Annotated in this window: 12 protein-coding genes; 5 read left to right on the forward strand and 7 right to left on the reverse strand. The window is 42.5% G+C overall.

Features of this window, described 5'->3' with window-relative positions; translation table 11 throughout:
- Window positions 1-762 precede the first annotated feature (762 nt).
- The 3 genes from LBYS_RS01705 to LBYS_RS01715 are packed head-to-tail and all read left to right on the forward strand — an operon-like array spanning window position 763 to window position 4,417.
- Entirely contained in the window at window positions 763-1,296 is a 534-nt protein-coding gene (locus tag LBYS_RS01705) for a (2Fe-2S)-binding protein (RefSeq protein WP_229310443.1), read from the forward strand.
- Window positions 1,293-2,264 (forward strand): FAD binding domain-containing protein, encoded by a 972-nt coding sequence (locus LBYS_RS01710; RefSeq protein WP_013407179.1) that lies wholly within the window; start codon window positions 1,293-1,295, stop codon window positions 2,262-2,264. Before LBYS_RS01705 ends, LBYS_RS01710 begins: the two co-directional genes overlap by 4 nt.
- Window positions 2,261-4,417: a xanthine dehydrogenase family protein molybdopterin-binding subunit gene (locus tag LBYS_RS01715; RefSeq protein ID WP_013407180.1), complete on the forward strand. Its 2,157-nt coding sequence runs from the start codon at window positions 2,261-2,263 to the stop codon at window positions 4,415-4,417. Before LBYS_RS01710 ends, LBYS_RS01715 begins: the two co-directional genes overlap by 4 nt.
- A gap of 129 nt (window positions 4,418-4,546) precedes the next feature.
- Here the strand turns inward: LBYS_RS01715 and LBYS_RS01720 are convergent, their stop codons facing one another.
- Window positions 4,547-6,076 (reverse strand): IS1182 family transposase, encoded by a 1,530-nt coding sequence (locus tag LBYS_RS01720; RefSeq protein WP_013407181.1) that lies wholly within the window; start codon window positions 6,074-6,076, stop codon window positions 4,547-4,549.
- Between the two features lie 168 nt (window positions 6,077-6,244).
- Between LBYS_RS01720 and LBYS_RS01725 the strand changes: the two genes are divergently transcribed.
- Window positions 6,245-6,757 (forward strand): GNAT family N-acetyltransferase, encoded by a 513-nt coding sequence (locus tag LBYS_RS01725; RefSeq protein WP_013407182.1) that lies wholly within the window; start codon window positions 6,245-6,247, stop codon window positions 6,755-6,757.
- On the opposite strand, the gene LBYS_RS01730 is transcribed toward LBYS_RS01725, so the two are convergent.
- The 5 genes from LBYS_RS01730 to LBYS_RS01755 are packed head-to-tail and all read right to left on the reverse strand — an operon-like array spanning window position 6,737 to window position 16,997.
- Entirely contained in the window at window positions 6,737-7,480 is a 744-nt protein-coding gene (locus tag LBYS_RS01730) for a sialate O-acetylesterase (RefSeq protein WP_013407183.1), read from the reverse strand. The two genes, LBYS_RS01725 and LBYS_RS01730, sit on opposite strands and share 21 nt — an antisense overlap.
- A complete protein-coding gene (locus tag LBYS_RS19520; protein WP_013407184.1) occupies window positions 7,477-9,585 on the reverse strand; it encodes a glycoside hydrolase family 16 protein in 2,109 nt (702 codons plus the stop codon). Before LBYS_RS19520 ends, LBYS_RS01730 begins: the two co-directional genes overlap by 4 nt.
- A 1-nt stretch (window position 9,586) precedes the next feature.
- Window positions 9,587-12,166, reverse strand: a complete 2,580-nt coding sequence (locus LBYS_RS01745; protein ID WP_013407185.1) for a glycoside hydrolase family 2 TIM barrel-domain containing protein — start codon at window positions 12,164-12,166, stop codon at window positions 9,587-9,589.
- 45 nt (window positions 12,167-12,211) lie between these two features.
- The gene (locus tag LBYS_RS01750) at window positions 12,212-13,999 is read right to left on the reverse strand and encodes a RagB/SusD family nutrient uptake outer membrane protein (protein ID WP_013407186.1); all 1,788 of its coding nucleotides are present in this window, start codon (window positions 13,997-13,999) and stop codon (window positions 12,212-12,214) included.
- A 4-nt stretch (window positions 14,000-14,003) separates the two neighbouring features.
- Window positions 14,004-16,997, reverse strand: coding sequence for a SusC/RagA family TonB-linked outer membrane protein (locus LBYS_RS01755; RefSeq protein WP_013407187.1), 2,994 nt, complete (start codon window positions 16,995-16,997; stop codon window positions 14,004-14,006).
- A 293-nt stretch (window positions 16,998-17,290) separates the two neighbouring features.
- On the opposite strand from LBYS_RS01755, the gene LBYS_RS01760 reads away from it, so the two are divergent.
- On the forward strand, window positions 17,291-21,088 hold the full coding sequence (locus LBYS_RS01760) for a hybrid sensor histidine kinase/response regulator transcription factor (protein ID WP_187287914.1): 3,798 nt from the start codon (window positions 17,291-17,293) through the stop codon (window positions 21,086-21,088).
- Window positions 21,089-21,160: 72 nt separating this feature from the next.
- Here LBYS_RS01760 and LBYS_RS01765 read toward each other — a convergent pair whose 3' ends face one another.
- On the reverse strand, window positions 21,161-21,922 hold the full coding sequence (locus LBYS_RS01765; protein ID WP_013407189.1) for a DeoR/GlpR family DNA-binding transcription regulator: 762 nt from the start codon (window positions 21,920-21,922) through the stop codon (window positions 21,161-21,163).
- Between the last annotated feature and the right edge of the window lie 136 nt (window positions 21,923-22,058).

Here is a 22,058-nt window from a genome sequence, read left to right on the forward strand (position 1 = left end):
AAATTAAAAACAAAATGAAGCTTCTAAACGACGCATTTTCCGGACAAAATCATCAATCAATAGGATACAGGAGCTCATAACTTCATAGACACGGTCCCACCGGGTACACCTTTTGTTATTTCAACAGACATTAGGGATAATTTTAAAACCAACTTACACTTTTTTATCTCCTTCTGCTAACTCGCATCTCTTGGAGTCCTAATGGCTCGTAAAGCGGTGATTTTCAGAAAGAAATCTGATGATTGCAAATCTAAAATGTTTAGCGAATTTTTATAATAATTCTTAGATAATTTTATGATTATTCTAAGAAAATTTAGTATCTGGTAAAAGTAGGAGGGTGATCGAAGTTGATGGAGGAGGGGCTTGATATGGTATCTGAAATGAGAGAGTTTGGTTAGACACTTTATAAATGATAACCATCCGAAATTATTAGTTATTACCTAAAAAGCCGTAGGCTTTTTCCTCTACGGACCCTAAAATTCGTTCAAATGAACATTACTACTTTATGTGCCCAAAATATTAGATATTAAATTTTAATTAGTAGTTAAAAAGCCGTAGTTTTTTTCCTCCGCGGATCATATAATTCGTTCAAAGGTTCATTAGTACTTAATGTTCCGAAACTATTATTTATTAATTATTCCTTTAAAAGCCCTAGGCTTTTTTTTTGCCTTTTTTTCTTTTATTTCTTACTTTGAGAACTTATTCCTAGGTTACGCTATGAAAGATAAACCGCATTCACGGCGCTTCTTCCTGAAGACGTCCATGGCCTTTGCCGCCTGGGCAGCCGTACCGTCAACAGCAAAAGGCTTTTACGTAGATAAAGAGGAGCTCAAAATGATGTACCCTCTCAAAATCTCAATTAATAAGAAGATCTACAACCTCCCTGCAGATACACGAACCACCCTCCTGGACCTCCTTAGAGAAAAATTAGACCTCACGGGTACCAAGAAAGGGTGCGATCATGGTCAATGTGGAGCTTGCACCGTACATATCAACGGAGAACGAGTGCTCAGTTGCCTTACCCTAGCCGCCACCGTCCATGAAGCAGAGGTCACTACTATAGAAGGACTAGCTAACGGAGATCAGCTCCACCCCATGCAAGAGGCCTTCATGGAATGCGACGGTTTCCAATGCGGCTATTGCACCCCCGGACAGATCATGTCTGCCGTGGCCTGCGTGAATGAAGGTAGAACCGGCTCCGTAGAAGAAATCAAAGAGTTCATGAGCGGCAATCTTTGTCGCTGTGGCGCTTATAACGGTATCGTTCAATCCATCCTAAAAGTAGCCCAAGCATGAGACCATTTACCTATAAGAAACCCGCAGATATCAAAGGAGCCTTATCGTCCTTTGGACATCAAACCCAATATATTGCTGGTGGTACCAATCTCGTGGATCTCATGAAGAAATTCGTGAGCACGCCGGAACACCTTATCGATGTGCAAGGAGCTCTGTCTTCTGATATCAGCTTAAGTGCAGAAGGTCTGAAGATGGGAGCTTTGGCAAAGAATAGTGCCATCTCCGTGCATCCCCAGGTGCTATCTGATTTCCCCTTGATTTCCAAAGCCATACTGGCCGGCGCCTCGCCACAGATCAGAAACATGGCCACTTTAGGAGGTAACCTCCTGCAAAGGACGCGCTGCCCTTATTTCTATGATCTCAGTACCCCGTGCAATAAACGCGAAAAAGGTACTGGATGTAGCGCTAAAGAGGGCGTGCAAAGAATGAGTGCGGTGATAGGCTATAGCGATGATTGTATAGCAGTGCATCCTTCTGACCTCTGCGTAGCTCTAGTGGCTTTAGATGCTCAGGTAGGCATCACATCTAAAGCCGGAAAAGAAGGTAAGGTCCTTTTTAGAGATTTTCATAAACTGCCCGGAGATACGCCTCATGTGGATAATCATCTTCCAGAAGGAGCCCTTATCACTTATGTGGAAGTGCCAAAGAATAATTTTGCAGAGCACTGCGCTTACGTAAAGCTGAGAGATAGAACTTCCTATGCCTTCGCACTGGTTTCTGTAGCCGCAGCTTTGGAACTGAAGGATGGGAAGATTGTCAATGCCCGTCTAGCCTCCGGAGGAGTGGCGCATAAGCCTTGGCGCTGGTTTTCAGCAGAGAAGGCTTTAGTAGGCAAGGTAGCCAACGAAGAAACCTTCGAGAAGGCTGCAGCCATGATACAGAAGGAAATCAAACCTCTGGAAGGAAATGCATTTAAAAGTGAATTGTTGTACGGCGCCGTGCAGTCGGCCTTAAAGCAATGTTTATGAGCAGAGTAGAAGCCTTGGAAAAAGTTACCGGTAGAGGTAAATATGCAGCAGAATATACAGTGCCAGGTGTGGTGCATTCCGTGATGGTTGGGAGTACAATTCCCCATGGTAAAATTAAACGTATAAATACCGAGAAAGCTAAAAGGGCTGAAGGCGTACTGGAGATCATTACGCACGAGCATAAGCCTTTGGTCCACGGACTTTCCACGGAAGCTTTGATCCAGGAAACCCGATTTGGACTTCCGGTTTTCCATACAGATACCATACAGTTCAAAGGTCAGCCCATAGCTCTCGTGGTGGCAGAAACCTTAGAAGAAGCCAGATATGCTGCGTCTTTGATTCAGGCAGAGTATGAAGTTTTACCCTATGAGGTGGATTTTGATGCAGCTCGAAAAAAGGTGGCTTTGAATCCAGCGGGAAAGGATAGGGGAGAGGGGTGGAAAGAGGCTGCGCATAGTGTGGAGGCTGAGTATCATATAGCTACTGAAGTGCATCACCCCATGGAAATGCATGCTACCATAGCGCATTGGGTGGATGATACCCATTTGAAGTTGTACGACAAGAACCAAGGGGTTAATAATGTCCAAAGAACCATAGGTAGATTGTTCAATATCCCGCCTCAGAACATAGAGGTCTTCTCAGAGTTTGTGGGAGGGGGATTTGGTTCTGGATTAAGAGTTTGGTCCAATGCCCTCGCCGCTGTCATGGCTGCCAAGGCGGTGAAGCGACCGGTAAAACTGATGCTGACGCGCCAGCAGATGTTCTCTCTAGCCGGATATAGACCAGCGGCCTGGCAAAAGGTGAAGATGAGTGCTGATGCTCAGGGTAAACTGGTATCAGTTCACCACCAAGCCCAAAATGCCACTTCACAGTATGAGAGATTTAGTGATGGAATAACTCGCGTCACTCGCCTAATCTATCATATCCCGAATGTGAGAACAGAGGAATCTATAGTTCCTCTGCACATGAGCACACCTACATGGATGCGAGGGCCGGGCGACTGTACAGGGGACTTTGCCATAGAGTCTGCTTTGGATGAATTGTCGTATAAGTTGAAAATTGATCCCGTTGAATTCAGATATAGAAACTTGGCTTTGGATAAACATCCGGAGAACGGATTGCCATGGTCAACCAACTATGTAAAGGAATGCATTGAGATAGGCGCAAGGAAGATAGATTGGGATAAGAGATCTCCTGAGGTGGGCAAAATAAAAGAGGGGGATTGGCAAATAGGTTACGGAATGGCCGTAGGAGCCTGGAATGCCGGTAGAGGGAATGCCAGTGCTGGCATGAGTCTGGACGCCAAAGGAAACCTGATAGTTAAGACTGCGATGACGGATATAGGTACCGGAACGGGTACGGGTATGATGAACATGGCGCAGGAGTTTCTTGGGATTCCTACTCATAAGATCAAAGTTGAACTAGGACATTCCAGCTTGCCATCAGCTGGGAGCCAAGGAGGAAGTACCGGTCTTTCTTCTATCAGTGGTGCTGTGAATGCCGCAGCGAATGAGTTGAAAGGGGTCTTATTAACCCTTGCACAAAAGATAGATGCTTCATTTGGTACAGCTCAGGCAAAAGATCTTAGATTAAGTGAAGCTGGTTTAGTCTTTGGGGACAAGCAGATTTCCTACGAGAAACTCTTTGCCCAAAATAATGATCAAGCCATTGAGGTGGAAGCTAGTTCTGGTCCCGGTGAGGAGAGACGAAAGTATGCCTTCTTGTCCTCTGCGTCCCATTTTGTAAAATTGGGAGTTCATGCCCAAACAGGTAAGGTGAAGATCCTTCAATACGTGTGTGTGGCAGATGGTGGGAAGATCGTCAATACCCAGGCTGCAGCCAATCAGATGTCAGGGGCAGTCGTAGGTGGAATAGGTATGGCGCTCATGGAGGAGGCTGTAGTTGACCCTAAAGCTGGAGGATGGATAGGTGACGATTTTGCCGGATATCACTTTGCGGTAAATGCAGATGCTCCGCTCATTGAGATAGAATTTGTGAACAAGCCGGATGTGAACATTAACCCTTCAGGGGCAAAAGGATTGGGAGAAGTAGGAATCATAGGTGCTGCTGCAGCCATCAGTAATGCCATTTATCATGCCACAGGAAAAAGACTGAGGAGTCTACCTATAACTCCGGATAAGATCTTAGCGTAAGAGGGCGTCTCAAAACCTAAATGAGGCGTTCTCTTTGTTTTCAATTTATTTAGGCTGGGATTTCTTATTTGATTTTTTATATTCCAACCTCAGGAGGTTGAATTTGCAAATAGTATTGAAAAAGGTCTCTCAGGAGGCCTTTTTTCGTATATTTTGTGCTATGGCCAATAGGCCGAACTCAATTTCGACCTTATGCTTACCCCGAAGCATAAATCGTTTAAAGCCGTGATTGCTTTTTATGTTTGCAAAGACGGGTTCCACATCGTAACACCTTTTCTTTCGCCTTTTTATTCCTTCTTCACTGTTAAGAAGTTCATAGGCCTGCTTCCGCTGTCGCTCCAGTCGTTCATTGACTTGGACTATCCGATTCCCTTCCATCTTATTACAAGTTCCGTTTAGTGGACAATGCCCGCAATTTTGGGCTTGATATTTTCTTGAGGTTTGTTCAAAACCTGTGCTGGTCTTCCTTTTACTCTCTCCAATGAAATTCATTTGCTGACCCATCGGACAGATGAAACAGTCTTCTTGGGCATTGTAGAATAGCTTATCGGTACTAAATGGGTCCTGGTTATTGGTGTTCTGCTGTCGGTCAAAGAGATTGTATTTGATGTAGGCCTTTACTTTTTTGCCTTCCAGTAAGGTATAATTTTCCTCAGAACCGTAGCCTGCATCTGCCGTGATAACTTTGGGAGCTTGCTGATAGCTTGCTTCATGCTGAGCTATATGCGCTGCCAGAGTGGTGGTGTCGTTGGGGTTGGGGTGAATCGTGTAATTTACAACGAATTGGTTGGAGCTGGAAATTTGAACATTGTAAGCCGGCTTCAATTGCCCATTCCTCATGTGATCCTCCTTTAACCTCATAAATGTGGCTCCCTCATCCGTCTTGCTGTAACTGTTACGCTCTCCAAGAATCTGCTCCTGTTCTTCGTATTTGCCCATGTTCTGTGGAAAGTGTTTGGTGGCATAACTCAGTTTGCCTTTCACCTTCTTGTCAATATCTTTTTTCTTGCCCAAAACCTCATTGAGCTTATCGACGGTAGACTGTACTTTTTCTCTAGTAATGGTGGTGAAGTCAGGGGGATCGGGAAGGTTATCCTCTTTGCTGGCAACACTTTGAGCATATTCCCAAATGCCTTTCAATTGCTGCTTCATTTTCTCTTTATTGGTCGCAATAGCCTTTTTCCAAACAAAGGTGTAACGATTGGCATTGGCCTCTATTTTGGTCCCATCAACACAAACCTCTTCAATACTCAAAAGTCCTTCCTGGGCTAAAAGCTTAACTACTTCTTCGAACACACTTCGAAGACTTTCTCGAAGGCGGTCACTTCTGAAACGGTTAATGGTGTTATGGTCAGGATAGCTCATGCCGCTTATCCACATAAAATAGATACTCTCTTTACAGGCTGCCTCTATCTTCCTGCTCGAATATACATTGCTCACATACCCATAAACCAACACTTTAAGCAGCATCTGAGGATGATAACTGGAGGCACCGGTCAATTTATACGAAGCATGCAGAGGAGCGAGATTAATTTTATTAATGACCTCATTGACCACCCGTACCGGATGATTCTTGGGAACCAGTTCCTCCAAACTTGGAGGCAATAGCATCATTTGCTGCTGGTCGTAAGGCTTAAAAGTGGGTTTTCTTGATGCCATACCCTTGATTTTTTATACCTAAATATATGAAAATCAGGATAATAACGCAAGTTTTAAAGAGAAAATGTGAAGCCAAATCTAAAAAAACCTCGGCTTCAAAATAAAAACGAGGGTGCCTTTATGAGACACCCTCTTTTTTTTTAATTTTAAGACCAAAAATAGAGACAAATGCAGCTTAGAAAGGCTTTGGAGAGTGAACTGCCACAGATCTGGAACATTATACAATATGCCATTGAGCAAAGGAGGAAAGACGGTAGTAAACAGTGGCAAGACGGATATCCTAATCCCACTTCCATACAGAATGATTACGATAAAGGGTATGCCTATGTGATGGAGGAGGAAGGCGTTCTATTTGCATATGGTGCAGTAATCTTTGATATAGAGCCGGCCTACGAGGAGATTGAAGGGAAGTGGTTAACAAATGGCCCATATTTAGTGGTACATCGGGTAGCTGCCGCTCCAGAAGCCAAAGGCAAAGGTATAGGTACTCAATTTTTTAAGGCATTAGAAGATTTAAGTTTAAATAAGGGTGTGTATAGCATCAAGGTGGATACTAATTTTGACAATGCGCCTATGTTGAGAATCCTGAAAAAGTTGGGTTACACCTATTGTGGAGAGGTGTATTTCCGCGGAAGTGCCAGAAAAGCCTTTGAAAAGGTGTTATTGCCTAAATCGGAGTAGAACCTCAGCATACCTTTTACCTAATTCTCGTAGGGCAGGGGTGTCAAAATGGGTAAGATCACCATTATGCGTCAATCCTTCTGAGGTGACTACCTTTACGAAGGGAAGTCGATTAGGAATCTCACGGATAACGGCATTGATCCTTTGTCTACTATTTGATCTATCGCCAAACTCGCCTGTCTCACCTATTATAACAGGAATAGATCCTAGAGGCAGGTCCAGATCGCGATGCAGGTTGTCCATCAGGCTGATAAATTCTTGTACATAGGATGCTGTACTCTCCGTATCTGATTCTCCTTGATGCCAAAGTATGGCTTTAATTTTTCCATGTTTTAGGGCTACTTTAGCACGGCGGATAGCATCATCATAGGGGTATAATCCTGTGGCGGGATCTTGTGCCCCTGAGCGCCAGTAGCGGATAGAAGTTCCACCTACAGCAGCGGGGATTAAGCCTATGGGGTGCTTGTCTTTGCTCAAAATGATCCTGGCGAAACTGGCCGCCAATCCTGCACCAGCTGCACTTTTGTCGTAATGGAAGGGTTCTTTTGCCCTGACCCAACTTAGATCTTTAGCAAGCATCCATAAGCTATCAGAGGGAAGGAGATAGTTATCTAAAGTTCCCCTTCCGGCCATGTTAGATTGGCCTACAAGTAGATAGAGGTCGAGATTATTTTGTGCCTGAACAGTAATGCTCAGGCACAGGAATAGTATGAGTTTTTTCATTTCTTTTGGTACACTCTAACGTAATCTATTTCAAAGGTATGAGGGAATAAGGAATCATCCACGGGACCTCCTAAACCTCCACCTATGGCCAGATTTAGGATCAAGTGGAAAGGACGGTCATAGGGCCAGGTCTTAGAACCAGTTCCTTCGTTTTCAAAAGTGAACAGTAGTTTTCCGTCAAAATACACCTGATATTTTGATTGTTCCCACTCTAAGGTGTAGGTATGGAAATCATCAGTTAGTCCACTAAGTCCTGTTATACCTTTTTTCTGGGTTTTTAAAATGTGGTTGTAGGATTCTGTATGAGTGGTGCTAAAAACGGTATCTGGGTTAGCGCCCACGTGCTCCATAATGTCTATTTCCCCGCTTTTAGGCCAAGTTCCATAATGATTCTCCGTAGAAAGCATCCAAATGGCCGGCCAAGTTCCTTTGCCCTTAGGCACCTTAGCTCTTATTTCTATCTTTCCGTACAGCCAGTCGCCTTTGTATTTTGTCATCAACCTACCGGAGGAATAGTTCTTTCCTTTGGTTTCCTCTTTCCTGGCTATGATTTTCAAGGTGCCATCAGATACGAGGGTGTTCTCCGTTTTGGCAATGGTATACCATTGAAGCTCTCTGTTTCCCCATCCATAGCTATTACCGCGGGTGTCATGGGACCATTTCTTAGGATCAGGGAGACCTTTATAGTCAAATTCATCTGACCACACCAGTTTCCATTCTTTAGCTTCTTGGTTTTGGTCAAAATATTCTATTAAAGCGTAGCGATTCAGGTGCATTTCTTTCATGCCTTTCATTAGGTCGCTGTAATAAACGTACTCGTTATTTACTATGCCCTTATTAGAATCTATGTTAGACGGATCTACGCCCTTGGCGGTAGGATCATTATCTTGGTATTTAAAGTAATGCCAACCCACGCAGGCTTTGGATTCCAGCAGAGCCAGCGTAAAATGCTGATATGCTAGTGCCTTATCTTTCTGGGTGCGGACCGTAAAACCTGCTCCTGTAGTATTTGCCAGCCCGGCGTCCATAGCTTTGGTATAGAATTCCGTAATCATAAAAGGCTTACCGGTGTAGTATTGCCATTGTTCCATACGGATTTCTTCCGGTGTCCAAACGCCATAATAGTTGAAAGAAACTATGTCGCAGTATTTGCCAGCAGCTTTTAGAACGGGTATGATGAATTTCGCGCCGCCATGCAGGCGTGAGCCCAGATACATGTGATGAGGTAGCACCTCTTTCAGTGCTTGAGCTACCTTTCTGTAGTAGGTTTCTGCTACGTGACCGGCGAAGTCGGCCCGGTCATCGTCTGCGATTTCATCTATGGTTTTTCTTCTCGCAGCTAACCAACGTAGTGCCTCTTGCTTACCAGGATCCTGGTCGTTTGCTAATTTTAGATATCCTTCCAGATTCCCAAGTCCTATAGGCAATTCATTATCAGAGAAAACACCAAAAAGGTTAGGGTCATTGATTCTGTCTTTTAAGCTTTTTGCATGTTCTTTACAAAATTCTTCAAAGTCAGGGTCAAAGGCGAAGATGGTTTGATTGGGATATCCTACGTTACCGGGCAGTTGGTAAGTTCCTCCTCTTTTCTTCCCATAGGTGCTCATGAAATTAAGATTCGGGGTGTAACTCAATGGCTTTTCTCTTTGTTTATTAATCTCACGTACATCCTCGCTCCACGAACCTGTTCCTGTAAATCCAAATTTACTTAGGGAGTCTGCTGTGGCCCTTAACCAGTTTTCCTTATTGCCGTACAGAGACTTCAAGTAGGTCTCGTTTCTTTCTGAGGTTCCGGGTCTTACGGAATTGAGGACGGTTTGGATATTGAGGTGGCCTTCCGGATCCACTACCCACCAGCGCCCGTCTATCTTTTCTGTTCTATAGTAGCCGGAACCCTGCACTTTTTTATGAGGAAGGGAGCCGTACTTGTTGAGTTTTTCCTCCGATTTCGGCGAAAATGAAGCTAAGGTTTTTATACTACGGGTGTCATAAAATTTCCAAGGAGTATTGGGATTCCCAGAAACCCATGCCTTGCTTTCCACGCGAAGCGATTCCTGGGCTAATAAGGCATGTCCTATAAGGATCAATCCAAGTAATTTTTTCATATCAGTCCCTTTTGATTATTTTGATTGCGTTTAACAAGGTAGTGCCTTCAATAGGGATAAACTCTATGGTGAGGCCATTCTCTTTCACGTCTATATTGAATTTCTTAACGGCTGCTTGTTGGATACCCGCTTCTTTGTCGATCTCGTAGTTTTCCAAGAAGGACACTCCATTTGCTTTTACATTAAAGCTTCTTTTGCCTGCTAGTTCCTGGATAGCGTCATTGCCTAGATTGTAGGCAATTGCATCTGCCGGTTCGGTGCCGTTTAATTCTGCCCAATATAGGTAAACGGCGTATTTTCCGGCAGGAAGATCGGCTTTGAATTTTTCAATTCCTATTCTTTGCGTGAGAAACAAGGGGCTCAAATCTGTGCCTTTGATTCTTACTTCTGCTGTAGGAAGTTCGCCGTAGCGGGTTTTAGGGCGAAGTGCTTGACCACCTATGAAACCGTAGCTTCCAGGTTCATAGGCTTTCTCCGGTTGCCAAAGGGTTTTGGTGTTCTCGTCCCAAAAAAACCTCTTGCTTCCTAGTGCCACATTTAGCTCATTAAAGTTTTGAGAAGGTAAGGTATGGATTTCAAAGCTGTCCTCAGCCCCTGAAATATGCGCTCTTAAGGTGTGAGTTCCTGCAGGAAGGTTCAAATGGGTTTTGGCAATCCCTGCATTGACTTTTAATTTGCCCCATTTTTTATTGTTTAGGTACAAAGTGACCTGGCTTGCATTAGAATAGATTTTTATCTCATGATTACCCTCTGGTCTTTGTTGCCACTCTTTGGATGCAAAACGTACAAAAGCTTGCTTTAACAAGTGCGCTTGATAGAGGAAATAGGTATTTTTAGGTTTTCTGTCCAGTCCTGAGATTCCTTTGCTATTTACATGAGGTATCGTGTTCTTTCTTACTTCTGAATAGAAGTCATTGAGGTTCCAGATGGCTGCTCCTGCCAGGAAAGGTGAGTTAAGAATGGTCTTCAAGTAATGTTCATGATATAGATCTCCATATTCTACACTGTAATCAAAGCGTTCTGGTGAATAGGTGTGAATTCTAACGTCCACGTCCGCCCCATACTCAGAGAGTATAGTGGGCTTGGAAGGGTATTTTTCTCTGTATTTCTTCAGGAAAGTGTCGAGTTGCTCAGGTCTATCGCTGTACCAACCTTGATACAGGTTCCATCCAATGATATCCGGAACAGTGAATAGGTTGGCATCTTCGTAAGCCTTTACGTTGCCGTGGAAGGCTATCATGGTAGGACGGGAAGGATCCAGCTGTTTGATCTTATCCTGTATGGCTTTGGCCTGCTTATATACTTCCTGGCAATAGGGACCGTAAGCTGCTTCTGTATTTTTATAGGGAGGGCGGAGCATGACCTCGTTCATATAGGACCATACTATCAAGGAAGGATGATTGGTGTTTTGCTTAACCATTTCTTCTGCCATAAATATGGACTGGTTGGAAAAGGCAGCACTTTCCGTGACAGCATTTACAATGGGTATCTCTACTGAAGCCAATATACCCAGTTTGTCACACATTTCCAAGATCAGCGGATCTTGAGGATAGTGGGCAATCCGTAAGAAATTACCTCCCATATTCTTTAAAAGTTCTATGTCTCTGATATGGTGAGCGTCTTCTAAGGCGTATCCCTTGTCTTTGAAGTCTTGGTGCCGGGAGGTTCCTATCAGCTTTAGTGGCTTCCCGTTTAGATGAAAGCCTGTGTCTGCATGAAATTCAAACCATCTAAACCCGGTTTTTGTCGTGCATTCATCTCTAAGTTGCCCTTTTTCAAGGATTTTTGTCTCTACTGTATAGAGAAAGGGGGTACCAGGAGTCCAAAGACGAGGTTTAGGAACTTGGATTTTGCCCTCTACTCGCTGGTTAGAAGTATTGGCTTCGGGATCAACTTTCAAAGTGAGCGATGTTATCACTTTCCCATCAGGATCCTTTAAGGTATGTAATACCTGTATCTCTTTTTTTTCTGAACTATGGTTATTTATAAGTGTACTTATTTCCAAAATAGCTTCAGAAGTGGATACTTTTGGCGTTTTGACATAAACTCCAGAACTGGCAAAATCCAAAGGTGAGATATGCAGGTCTTCTCTCACGTCTAAGTAGACATCACGGTAGATTCCTCCAAAGAAAGTGAAGTCAGCGCTTAAGGGGGCAATATCCACGTGGTGGCGGTTATCCACCACTATTCTCAATTCCTGCGTTCGCCCGGGACGGAGATAAGGGGTTAAATCAAAGTTGAAACGTGTGTAACCGCCCTGATGCTTTCCCACACGTTTTTCGTCTAGGAATACTTCTGTAATCTGATTTGCTCCTTCAAACTGGAGGTATACCACTTTCCCGGCATAGGAGGCAGGGGTAGAGAGTTTCCTAGTATAGGTGCCAATGGTCCTGGAATAGCCGGGGGTTTCATCCTGAGCGTCCATAGCATTCCAGGTGTGTGGGAAGGAGACTTTTTGTTCTTTAGTATCCTCGGTTTTAAAGGTCCACCCTTCATTAATACTGTAGTTTTGGGCGTATAGCAGTAGGGGAGATAAGGCAAAAAAAAGGATAGCCAGTCCTGATTTGGATTGGAATTTCATGTGTAAAGCATTTGTTAACCTGCCCCGAAGGGCAGGTTCTGTTAATTAATATCCGGTATTTTGAGGGAAATTTCCCATGGCGTCAATTTGATCTTGTGGTATCGGCCAATTCACGTGGAAAGGCTGAACGTTAAATCTGACAAGAACATCATTATCTGAGCCATTGAAGTCGATGTAGTAATTAGGGTTAGGCCCGAACTTGGGGTCTCTACCGTCTGAAATACCGTAAGTAGCCTTGTTATAAGGCACTGAGGAGGCAGGATACTTAGTGAAATCTCCTGCATAGCTTTTCATCTGCTTATACCAGATGCCGTTTCTTTTTAAGAATTCGTATCTTCTGCCTTCGAAGGCTAATTCTCTGGCGTGCTCGTCTTTAAGCATATCGAAGGTCAAGGTGCCGTTAAATGGAGCATTTCCCGCTCTTACCCAAGTCATATTGAAATACTTTATGGCTTTGGCTTGATCTCCTAACTGTAAAGCAGCTTCTGCACCTAAAAGGAAGGTTTCGGCGAGTCTATAGATCATCACATCTTTGTAGCTGGCAGGACCGTCAGCGTCTATCTGTTTGTCCCATCTGTCATACATCTTGATGGAGGAAGGTAAGATGTTTCTTCTGTCTATTTTTGCATTAGTAGCTGCATAGATATCTCTACCGTAAATTCTTGAACCTACGGATACTTTAACAGGATCAGGTCCTTTGTTTGTAGTAGTGGTATAAGTCAGGCCGGTTTGGCTATCTACTACTTCTTTTGCTACAGGGATGGTTATAAGCTTGTTAGGGTTTTGGTAAGTGTAGTCTGTTTTGTAGTAGGCTGAAATACGTTTGTCGTTCTCTGGATACAAAGACATCAAATAGCTGTTAGGAAAGGCAAGTCCCCAGCTTCTACCCAGGTTATCTTCATGGTATTTAACTAGGGTTCCGTTCACTAACTTATGGGTATAATCTGTTTCTGCTATGATATTGATGTATTGAGTACCTAGACGGTGACCCTCGCCACCTCCTCTTTCCAAGGAATAATTGAGGGAAAATAAGGCTTCCGGTAGGTTATAAAAGTCCTTTCTATCAAAGATCTCAGCCACTGTGGGTGAAAGGGAATGCGCTTTATTTTGCTCTATGGCTTCTACTTGTTTAAGCACTTCGGTCCAGTTTTTCGACCAGGCAGCAACTAATGCTTTTAAGTGTCTTGCCGCATCTTGGGTGATTTTGCCGTCTTGTCTGTCTTCTATAGGAAGTCCCTCAATAGCCTCGTCTAGGTCTGTATAGAGAAGTTGGAACACAGCTGCGCTGTCAGCAGGCGTGTATTTCAGGGCATCCATATTTTCTTTGGTAACGGGTTCAGTACTAAGGTATAGCTTACCGAATCTGGACCATAGACCATAGTAGCTATAAGCACGCCAGAATTTTGCTTCTGCAACAGATTTTTTAGTTTCATCTCCGAATTTTGCGCCATAGTAAATGATTTCATTCGTACGACCAATGATGTAATATCTGTGCGTCCAATAAGGCGAATAAATTAACGAGCGGATATTTGAAGTAGGACCAGGGGAAGTAAAGCGAGAAAGGTTCGCGTCATCACCTGTAGTGAATATGCTTAGATCCGTAGTTCTTTCACCCCACAAATGAGAGGCTAGAAATCCATTGGAGTTCCCTTTACGTCCAAGTTGTCTTTCGTAGGAATAAAGGGATTCGACCATCTTGTTGATGCCTTCTGCCGTCTCGAATAGGGTGGCTGTGGTAAAGCTGTTTTCGGATTTCTCTACAAGATAATCTTTGCAGGAGATTAGAGATCCGATAGTCAGGAATATTGCTATTAATTTGCTAAGGTTCTTCATAAAATTAAAAACTTAAGTTTAAGCCCAAAATGAATGTACGTGCCTCCGGATATGCGCCGGGTTCTTTTTCAGGACTATAAGATTTGTAGTCCGTCAGAGTAAAGAGATTTGTGGCCGTGGTATAGATTCTAGCTTTTGAGGCGCTAATTTTATTTAAGACGCTCTTTGGAAGGCTATATCCCAATGTTACGGTTCTCAATCTCAGGTATGAGGCATCTTGAAGTCCCATGAGTCCCATGTAAGGTACAGAAGCGGTAAATTGCGGACGAGGTGCCGTGTTAGATGGATTCTCAGCTGTCCAGTAGTCTACTTTTATCCCGTTCTTCTTTCCGTTCAAACTTCCGCCCTGATTAAAGGCATACAGGTACGGGTTATTTTTAGTTACGCCCTGCACAGTGTAAAACTCTGCCTGGAAATCGAATTTTTTGTAACGTAGGGAGGTATTCCATGTAGCATACCATTTTGGCATCAGGTTGTAAACTTTTCTGTCCTCCACCGTGATTTTGCCATCACCGTTATAGTCCAGAATTTTGACATCTCCCGGCCTAGGCTGGGCATCACCCGGTAAATACTGATGAGGCTCAGCAACCTCTCCTTCTTGCCAGATTCCAGCAAAAACATAATTATACGTCACATTGATAGGTTGGCCTATGAACCAGTTGTTCGTTAGATCATTTATAAGTTGTCCGTTCTCATCAGTTCTACCGTCTATCTTTAGGATTTTGCTATCCTGGGTGGAGAAAGTCAATCCTGAAGCCCAGTCAATGTTTTTCTTATTAACTATATCAGCCTGGAGACTGAATTCGAAACCTGAACTTTGGGTTTCTCCTAAGTTATCCCACATGGTATTGTAACCGGTGATGGAGGGAACTGTGCGCTGAATAAGCAAATCTTTGGTGTTAGTTTTGTAGTATTCCACTGTACCTCGCAGGCGATTTTTCAGGAAACCAAAATCCACTCCGTAATTAAAGGAGTGGGTGGTCTCCCATTTTAAGTTAGGGTTAATGAGTTGGTTTGACGGCAAGTATCCTATGCTGAATTGAGTCCCGAACAGGTATTCATAGGAATTAGAAAGACCAAGTGTTCTGTAGGCCGGTATAGCCCAGTTTCCAACTACCCCGTAAGAGATTCTAGCCTTTAATTCGCTTAGCCAAGGGGTTTCTTTTAGCCATTCTTCTTCATTGATTCTCCAGGCTAGGGCCATGGAAGGGAAATTTGCCCACTTGTTATCTGCTCCAAAAACAGAGGCTCCGTCTCTTCGAACTGAGGCCGTCAATAAGTAACGATCCATTAAGGTATATTGGAGGCGAGCTGCATAGGATTGGGAGCGTGTACGCGTGATGGAACGAATGGCGTTAGAGATTTCTGAATCTCCTACCACGTTCCAGTCGAAAATATCTGTAGTAGAATTGATGAAGTTCATGCCTAAAGTTTTCTGCAAGTCTTCATCAAAAGCCTGAATCAAAGTTGCCTGCAAGCGATGGGCATCCTTTGTATAGGAGTAATTTAAGACGTTCTCTACTAAGAAGGTAGAACGAGTGAAATTAGTAAGTTCTCCGGTACCTGTAGAGTTAGGGTATAATTTCGTTTTGTAGTTTCCGGATTCCCTGTTATTGGTTCTAAGGTTAGCGTTAATCCTATAACTGAAATTTTTAAATGGCTTGAAGGTGATATGTCCTGCCAGGTTGAGGTAGTCATTTTCCTGATTAGCCTTGTATTCTTTAACTCTCCATAGGGGGTTGATATCGCCACTGGTGTTGGCCTCTCTCATCAAGTTTCCATTCGCATCGTAAGCTTGGGATAACTGGGGCATGGTCAATATGTCACTGAAGTTGCCATCAACGCTGTTAGTGAGGGATCTGCTGAAGGAGAAGTTTACTCCTACGTCTACCCTTTTATTTGGAGTGAAGTCGAGGTTTGATCTAATGTTTGCTCTGGAGAAGTCTGAGCCTTGTACAAGCCCCTGCTGATCCAGGTATCCTGCAGATGCGGAGTACTTTATTTTCCCTGAACCACCTCGAACGCTGACGTCATATTTGGTTTGAGGTGCATTCGTCATTAAAAGATCTTCCCAGTCTGTATACTGCTGATTGGTCAGGTTTTGGAACATGATAGCATCATCCATAACGGTTGCATAATTAGGGTTATCAGGTGTTCCTACTCCACTCATGCCTTCATTGTATTTTGCCCAGAAACGTAGTTTAGCAAATTCTTCAGGAGTATACAGGTCAAAGTTTCTTTTGTAGTCTTGTACGCCGGTATATACAGAGAAATCAACAGATGTTTTTCCCTCTTTACCCCTTTTAGTAGTGATAAGAATCACTCCATTTGAGGCTCTTGATCCGTATATAGCCTGAGAGGAGGCGTCTTTCAATACTTCTATTGATGCTACATCATTTGAATTCAGGTCATTAATGTGGGGGACGATCATTCCGTCTACAATGAAGAGGGGAGTTTGGCCTCCACTTAAAGAACGGACACCACGAATCAAAACACGTGATGCTCCACCAGGCTGTGAGTTATCCAGTGTTACATTAAGTCCTGCGGCTTGACCGCGTAGCATTTCTGTAACGTTTGTGGCTGGGAATTTTTCTAAACTTTCTGATTTTATAGAGGCTACAGAGCCAGTCAAATCTGATTTTTTAGTGGTACCGTAGCCTATAACAACTATTTCGTCTAAGGAGGCTTGGTCTTCTTCCAAAACAACTTCTAGCCTTGTTCTTCCGCCTACAGAAATGGTTTGTTCTTTGTATCCTATGTACGAAAATCGTAAGCGGGTGTCAGGTTTGCTGAGCGCAATAGTAAAATTACCGTCAGCATCAGTCATGGCTCCGCTTCCACCATTAAGGTCTAAGATGGAAACACCAATTAGTGCTTCACCGGTGGAAGATTTTACGTGGCCGATTAAAGGAGCTACTTGTCCCTTGACTTGAAAGAGTAGCAAAAAAGTTAAACTCCATATCAAGTGTATACGGAGCATTCTAATGTTAAGGTTCATTTGGTATACTTTTTAATTTTTTAAGGATGAGATAAACCTGATACAAAATTGTAGTGCAGGAATCTAATGGAATAGGTCAAAAGCGCATATTTACGGGAAAATGGTTTATGAGCGAAGATATTTCTTGATTGGACAATTTTCGGATCATTTCGGATTATTTTCCCATTTTTAAATTTTACTCTTAGTAATTTTGAATTTTTTAAAGTTTTGATATAATTCTATATATGCTGAAGCGGAGTGTCGGATGGACCCTTTTATTTATTTTTCTTTCATTAGGGATCCGTGCTCAAAGTTTGATATTTGAGCACCTAGGAGTGAAAGAGGGTTTATCTCAGTTTACCGTCCATGATTTTTACCAGGACGAATATGGACAAATGTGGATAGCCACTAGCGATGGCCTAAACAGGTACGACGGGAAAAAGATGCAGTCTTTCCGACCGGCAGTTGGCGATACTACGGGATTGTTAGGGAGTAATATCCTGGCGGTGACCGGAAATGCTCAGGGTAAGATTTACTTGATATGTCTTTCGGGACTTTTAGCCTACGATCTTAAAACACAAAAATTTGAAATCTTGGCTAAAAAGGGAGTTAATACTTTGGCGTATGCTCCAGGAAAAGTGTGGATAGGAAGTGAGAATGTGTTGAAATATTATGACGAAACCAGCAGGACATTTATAGATTATAAAACCTTTCCTAAAGGTGTTCTAATAAAAACCATTTTAAAGGGTGAGGACGGAGCCTTATTTATAGGTACTAATGAAGGTCTGTATGAAATGGATCAAAATGGAAAGGTGAGGGAAATGCTGAGGGAGGTGTTTACCATGTGTCTTTTTGAAGGTCGGGACAAATCCCTTTGGGTGGGTACTTTAGAAAATGGATTATACCGCATTAATAATCGCAATGAAATAACCCATTTTAAGCATTCTGAACAAGATCCTCAGAGTGTTTCTGATGATTTTATTCGCGCCATTTGTCAAGATGACCTAGGGGGGTATTGGATAGGGACTTTTAAAGGTTTGGACTATTTCGATCCGGAAACCCGAACCTTTCGAAACTTCAAGCATTCTCCGGTAGAAAGTCATTCCTTAAGTGACATGTCTGTATGGTGCATTAAGAAAGATAGTCAGGGTTCCTTATGGATAGGTACTTATTTTGGAGGAGTAAATATCTTCAATCCTGAATATTCTTTCTCTCGATTTTACCGTCCAACTGGCCAGCAGACCGGTCCAAATAGTGCCATATTAGGTAGAGTTACGGAAGACTCGAAGGGTAATTTATGGATCTGTTCGGACTACGGAGGCTTAAATTATTTTGATATAGGAAAAAATACATTCAAGTATTTCAAGAGTGCGCCGGGTTCATTGTCTTCAAATATTTTAAAGGATTTGTATCTGGATAAGGAGGTGCTTTGGATAGGCTCACACTTAGGCGGGCTAGATAAAATGGATCTTAAGAGTGGTAAGATTACCCGGATAGGTCTTAATACCGGGAATAGGTCCATTGATAAGTATGTACGCAGGATCACTCCTTATGGGAAATTATTGTTGCTAGGTACGCATGATGGTATTCAAGTATTTGATCCAAATGATAATTCCATTCGGCCGCTCTTGCCTGCCCAGTCTACTTATGGTAAGGGGCAGGTTTGGGATATGATGATAGATAGAAGAGGGGTGCTTTGGTTTTCGATTCGTGGCCTAGTAGGGAAGTACGATTTAAAAAAGGGGGAGTTATTGCCGGTAAAGGACAATCTGCAATTTCATAATGCTGTATTTTTTGAGGATTCTCGTGGGCAAGTGTGGATGGGTGGTGCAGGGAAGGGACTTTTTTGTATCAAAGGTGAAGAGGTGATCAGTTATCATACGGGAAATTCCGGTTTAGCTGATAATTATATTTTGGACATAGAGGAATCTAATGCGGGTTATATTTTAATCAGTACGAACAAGGGTTTAAGTAGATTTAATATTACAAACCAGGTTTTCTATAATTACAATAATCATCAGTTTTTCCCATTTGAAGCCTTAAATGAAAAGAGTATATATGTAAAGAAATCAGGAGAGATTATTCTCAGTAGTCTTTCAGGATTGATGATGATTTCTGAAAAGGATTTGCTGTACCATCCAAAGCCGCACGAGATTTTATTCACCAATCTTAGTTTAAACAATCAAGATGTGCGTCCTGGAGAGGGGATATTATCCTCTGCTTTGACCTCCTTGAATAGAATAGATGTCAGTGAAAAATATTCTAGTTTAAAGATAGATTTTGCGGTGACAAACTATATCAAGATGTTGCAACCTAAGGTGGAATATATGCTGGAAGGTTTTGACGATAAATGGTTGTCTGTTCCGCCTGATTATTCTTTGAATTTTACGAATCTTAGCTCCGGCACATACACGCTTAAACTAAGAAGCCTGTATGGAGGTAAAGAGATGGCGAGTTCAGCTCTGGAGATCCACATTCAACCTAGATTTTACAAAACCTGGTATGCATATCTTTTTTACCTGTGCGTGATAGGTGGTATTTTATTTTTGCTATATAGTCAGGTAAGGCTTAAGGACTCTTTGAAGAATGCTGATATTCAAGCCAAACATTTGGAGGAAGTGAATCAGTCTAAGCTTCGATTCTTTATGAATGTATCACATGAGATTCGAACACCGGTTACCTTGATAATGGCTCAATTAGACATGTTGCTTAATAGTTCTACGCCTTTATCACCTTCAGTGCTGAATCGATTACAGAACATCAAGAAAAATGCTGCAAACTTAAAAAAGTTAATTACGGAGCTTTTGGATTTCAAAAAGCAAGAAGAGGGTCTAGTGAAGTTGAAATGTAGAGAGGAAGACCTTGTGAAATATCTTCACACCGTGTTTGTTTCCTTTCAGGACTATGCTAACTCCTTGAACATACATCTTGCTTTTTATAGTTCAGAGGAGCAAATCATGGCTAATTTTGATGTAATGCAAATGGAAAAAGTGATGTATAATCTCTTCTCCAATGCAATGAAATTCACTCCTCCTGGAGGTGAGGTACGTCTCCAAGTGGGGATTCAAGGAAGTCAGGCAGAGATCATTTTAAGTGATACAGGTATTGGGATCAGTGAATCAAGCATCAGTCAGATATTTGATCGATTCTATCAAGCGGAAGACATTGCTGTGCAGCCTCTAGATCCAGGTACGGGGATAGGACTTTCCTTAGTAAAGGATATAGTGGAACAACATCAGGGCTCGATTTCTGTGAGCAGTAGATTAGGAAAGGGGACGAGGTTCAGGATTTTGTTGCCACTTAGGGAGAAAAAGGTAACAGTTCCAGCCAGAGAAATGGGGGCATCTAAGCAGAAGAAGTTGCATAAATTGTTTATTGCTGAAGATAACTCTGATCTACAGGGGGTGCTTTCTGATCTTTTTTCTCCGATGTATGACGTGCTTACAGAAGGTGACGGTAAGGCAGTGTTTGAGCGAGTGAAGGCGGGAAAACCTGCACTAGTTTTGCTCGATGTTATGCTTCCGAATGTTTCAGGATTTGAAATATGCAAACGTATTAAATCGGATCTAAGCACAAAGGAAATCCCGGTGGTATTACTAACGGCTGCTGCTTCTGGGGATAAGAAGATAGAAGGGTTGCAGATGGGCGCCGACGATTACGTGACTAAGCCTTTTGATGCCAGAGAATTAGTGATAAGATGCAATTCATTGATCAATAATAGGCAGGAACTAAAGGCCGGTTTAAATAAGGAAAAGGTTTATGGCAGTAATGAGCTGCACGAGCTTTTTATCAAGGAAGCTACGGAGGTGGTGACGAGAAACATTGATAATGCTGATTTTAGTGTAGGTCAATTTGCGGAGCAATTGAATGTGAGCAGGAGTTCACTGTTTAGCAAGATGAAAGAAATAACCGGTCAGACTCCGAATGATTTTATTCAAGAGGTCCGCTTAAAGAAAGGTTTAGAATTATTAAATAAAGATGATTCCGTTAATCAGATCGCATTTGCCGTAGGCTTCAATGATCCTTCTTATTTTATCAAGCAGTTTAGAAAGTATTACGGTGTCACTCCCGGGCAATATAAAGCCGGAAAGCGAAAGATTAAACCTGCATGAGAAGGCTTAGGTGTTTCGGTTGCCATTTTACGGATAAACTGCGAAGTGTAATTTTGACTTCGCAGTGAAGGTTCAGGCGATGATCACTTGAACTCCGGCTTCTTCTAAAGCTTTTATAGATTCTTTTGGTGCCAGAGAATCCGTAATGACAAAGTTTACCGTTTCAATATCGCAGATTTTTGCAATTCCTCTCCGACCAAATTTGGTGTGATCTGCTAGGATAGCTACTTGTTGAGCAGTTTTGATCATCTCCTGGTTCAAACCTGCTTCGGTTAGATTTGAAATGGTGAACCCGAAATCCAGATCAATGCCGTCAACTCCTAAGAATAGTATTCCACAGGAGATTTGAGCTAGCATAAATTCAGCAAAGTTTCCGGCTACTGAAGATGAATTCGGGCGGATCAGTCCACCCAGTTGTAAAACCTCCACATTCGGAGTATTGGCAAGCTCCATTCCTACCTTTAAGGCAGGAGTGATGACTGTAACTCTATGGCTAGGCTTAAGTTGGCGGGCAAATTCAAACACCGTTGTTCCCGAGCCTATCATTAGAGAATCATTATTTCCTATGATCCTTAAAGCCGCTTTTCCAATGTTCTGTTTTTCTACACTATTGAAATGTTGTTTCTCGTGAATAGGTCGCTCTATAGCATAGGGGTTTTGGAGTGAAGCCCCACCATGCGTACGGTAGAGCAATTTTTTCTCTTCAAGGATTTTCAAATCCTTTCGTAATGTTACACCTGAGACTTCTAGTTGCTCTGATAAGTCTTGGATGTGGATTTTACCTTTGTTATGGAGTTCTTCAAGTATGAACTGGTGTCTTTCTGTGATAGTCATTTAATTATAGTGAAATGATTTGTAAGCAATATTACAATAAATTATTAAAAATAAAAGCTCATTTTATGAAAATTTTGTTACGAATACTTTCGATATGTTAACAAATAATTAAAAAAGATTCAAAAAAGTTTCTTTT

This window comes from Leadbetterella byssophila DSM 17132 (genome assembly GCF_000166395.1).
GTDB lineage: Bacteria > Bacteroidota > Bacteroidia > Cytophagales > Spirosomataceae > Leadbetterella > Leadbetterella byssophila.

Excerpts from the sequence above, each read along its gene's own strand:
- LBYS_RS01715 (WP_013407180.1), top strand. The coding sequence starts at position 2,261 with ATGAGCAGAGTAGAAGCCTTGGAAAAAGTTACCGGTAGAGGTAAATAT.
- LBYS_RS19520 (WP_013407184.1), bottom strand. The coding sequence starts at position 9,585 with ATGAAAAAATTACTTGGATTGATCCTTATAGGACATGCCTTATTAGCC.
- LBYS_RS01725 (WP_013407182.1), top strand. The coding sequence starts at position 6,245 with ATGCAGCTTAGAAAGGCTTTGGAGAGTGAACTGCCACAGATCTGGAAC.
- LBYS_RS01730 (WP_013407183.1), bottom strand. The coding sequence starts at position 7,480 with ATGAAAAAACTCATACTATTCCTGTGCCTGAGCATTACTGTTCAGGCA.
- LBYS_RS01745 (WP_013407185.1), bottom strand. The coding sequence starts at position 12,166 with ATGAAATTCCAATCCAAATCAGGACTGGCTATCCTTTTTTTTGCCTTA.
- LBYS_RS01720 (WP_013407181.1), bottom strand. The coding sequence starts at position 6,076 with ATGGCATCAAGAAAACCCACTTTTAAGCCTTACGACCAGCAGCAAATG.
- LBYS_RS01750 (WP_013407186.1), bottom strand. The coding sequence starts at position 13,999 with ATGAAGAACCTTAGCAAATTAATAGCAATATTCCTGACTATCGGATCT.
- LBYS_RS01710 (WP_013407179.1), top strand. The coding sequence starts at position 1,293 with ATGAGACCATTTACCTATAAGAAACCCGCAGATATCAAAGGAGCCTTA.
- LBYS_RS01765 (WP_013407189.1), bottom strand. The coding sequence starts at position 21,922 with ATGACTATCACAGAAAGACACCAGTTCATACTTGAAGAACTCCATAAC.
- LBYS_RS01755 (WP_013407187.1), bottom strand. The coding sequence starts at position 16,997 with ATGAACCTTAACATTAGAATGCTCCGTATACACTTGATATGGAGTTTA.
- LBYS_RS01705 (WP_229310443.1), top strand. The coding sequence starts at position 763 with ATGGCCTTTGCCGCCTGGGCAGCCGTACCGTCAACAGCAAAAGGCTTT.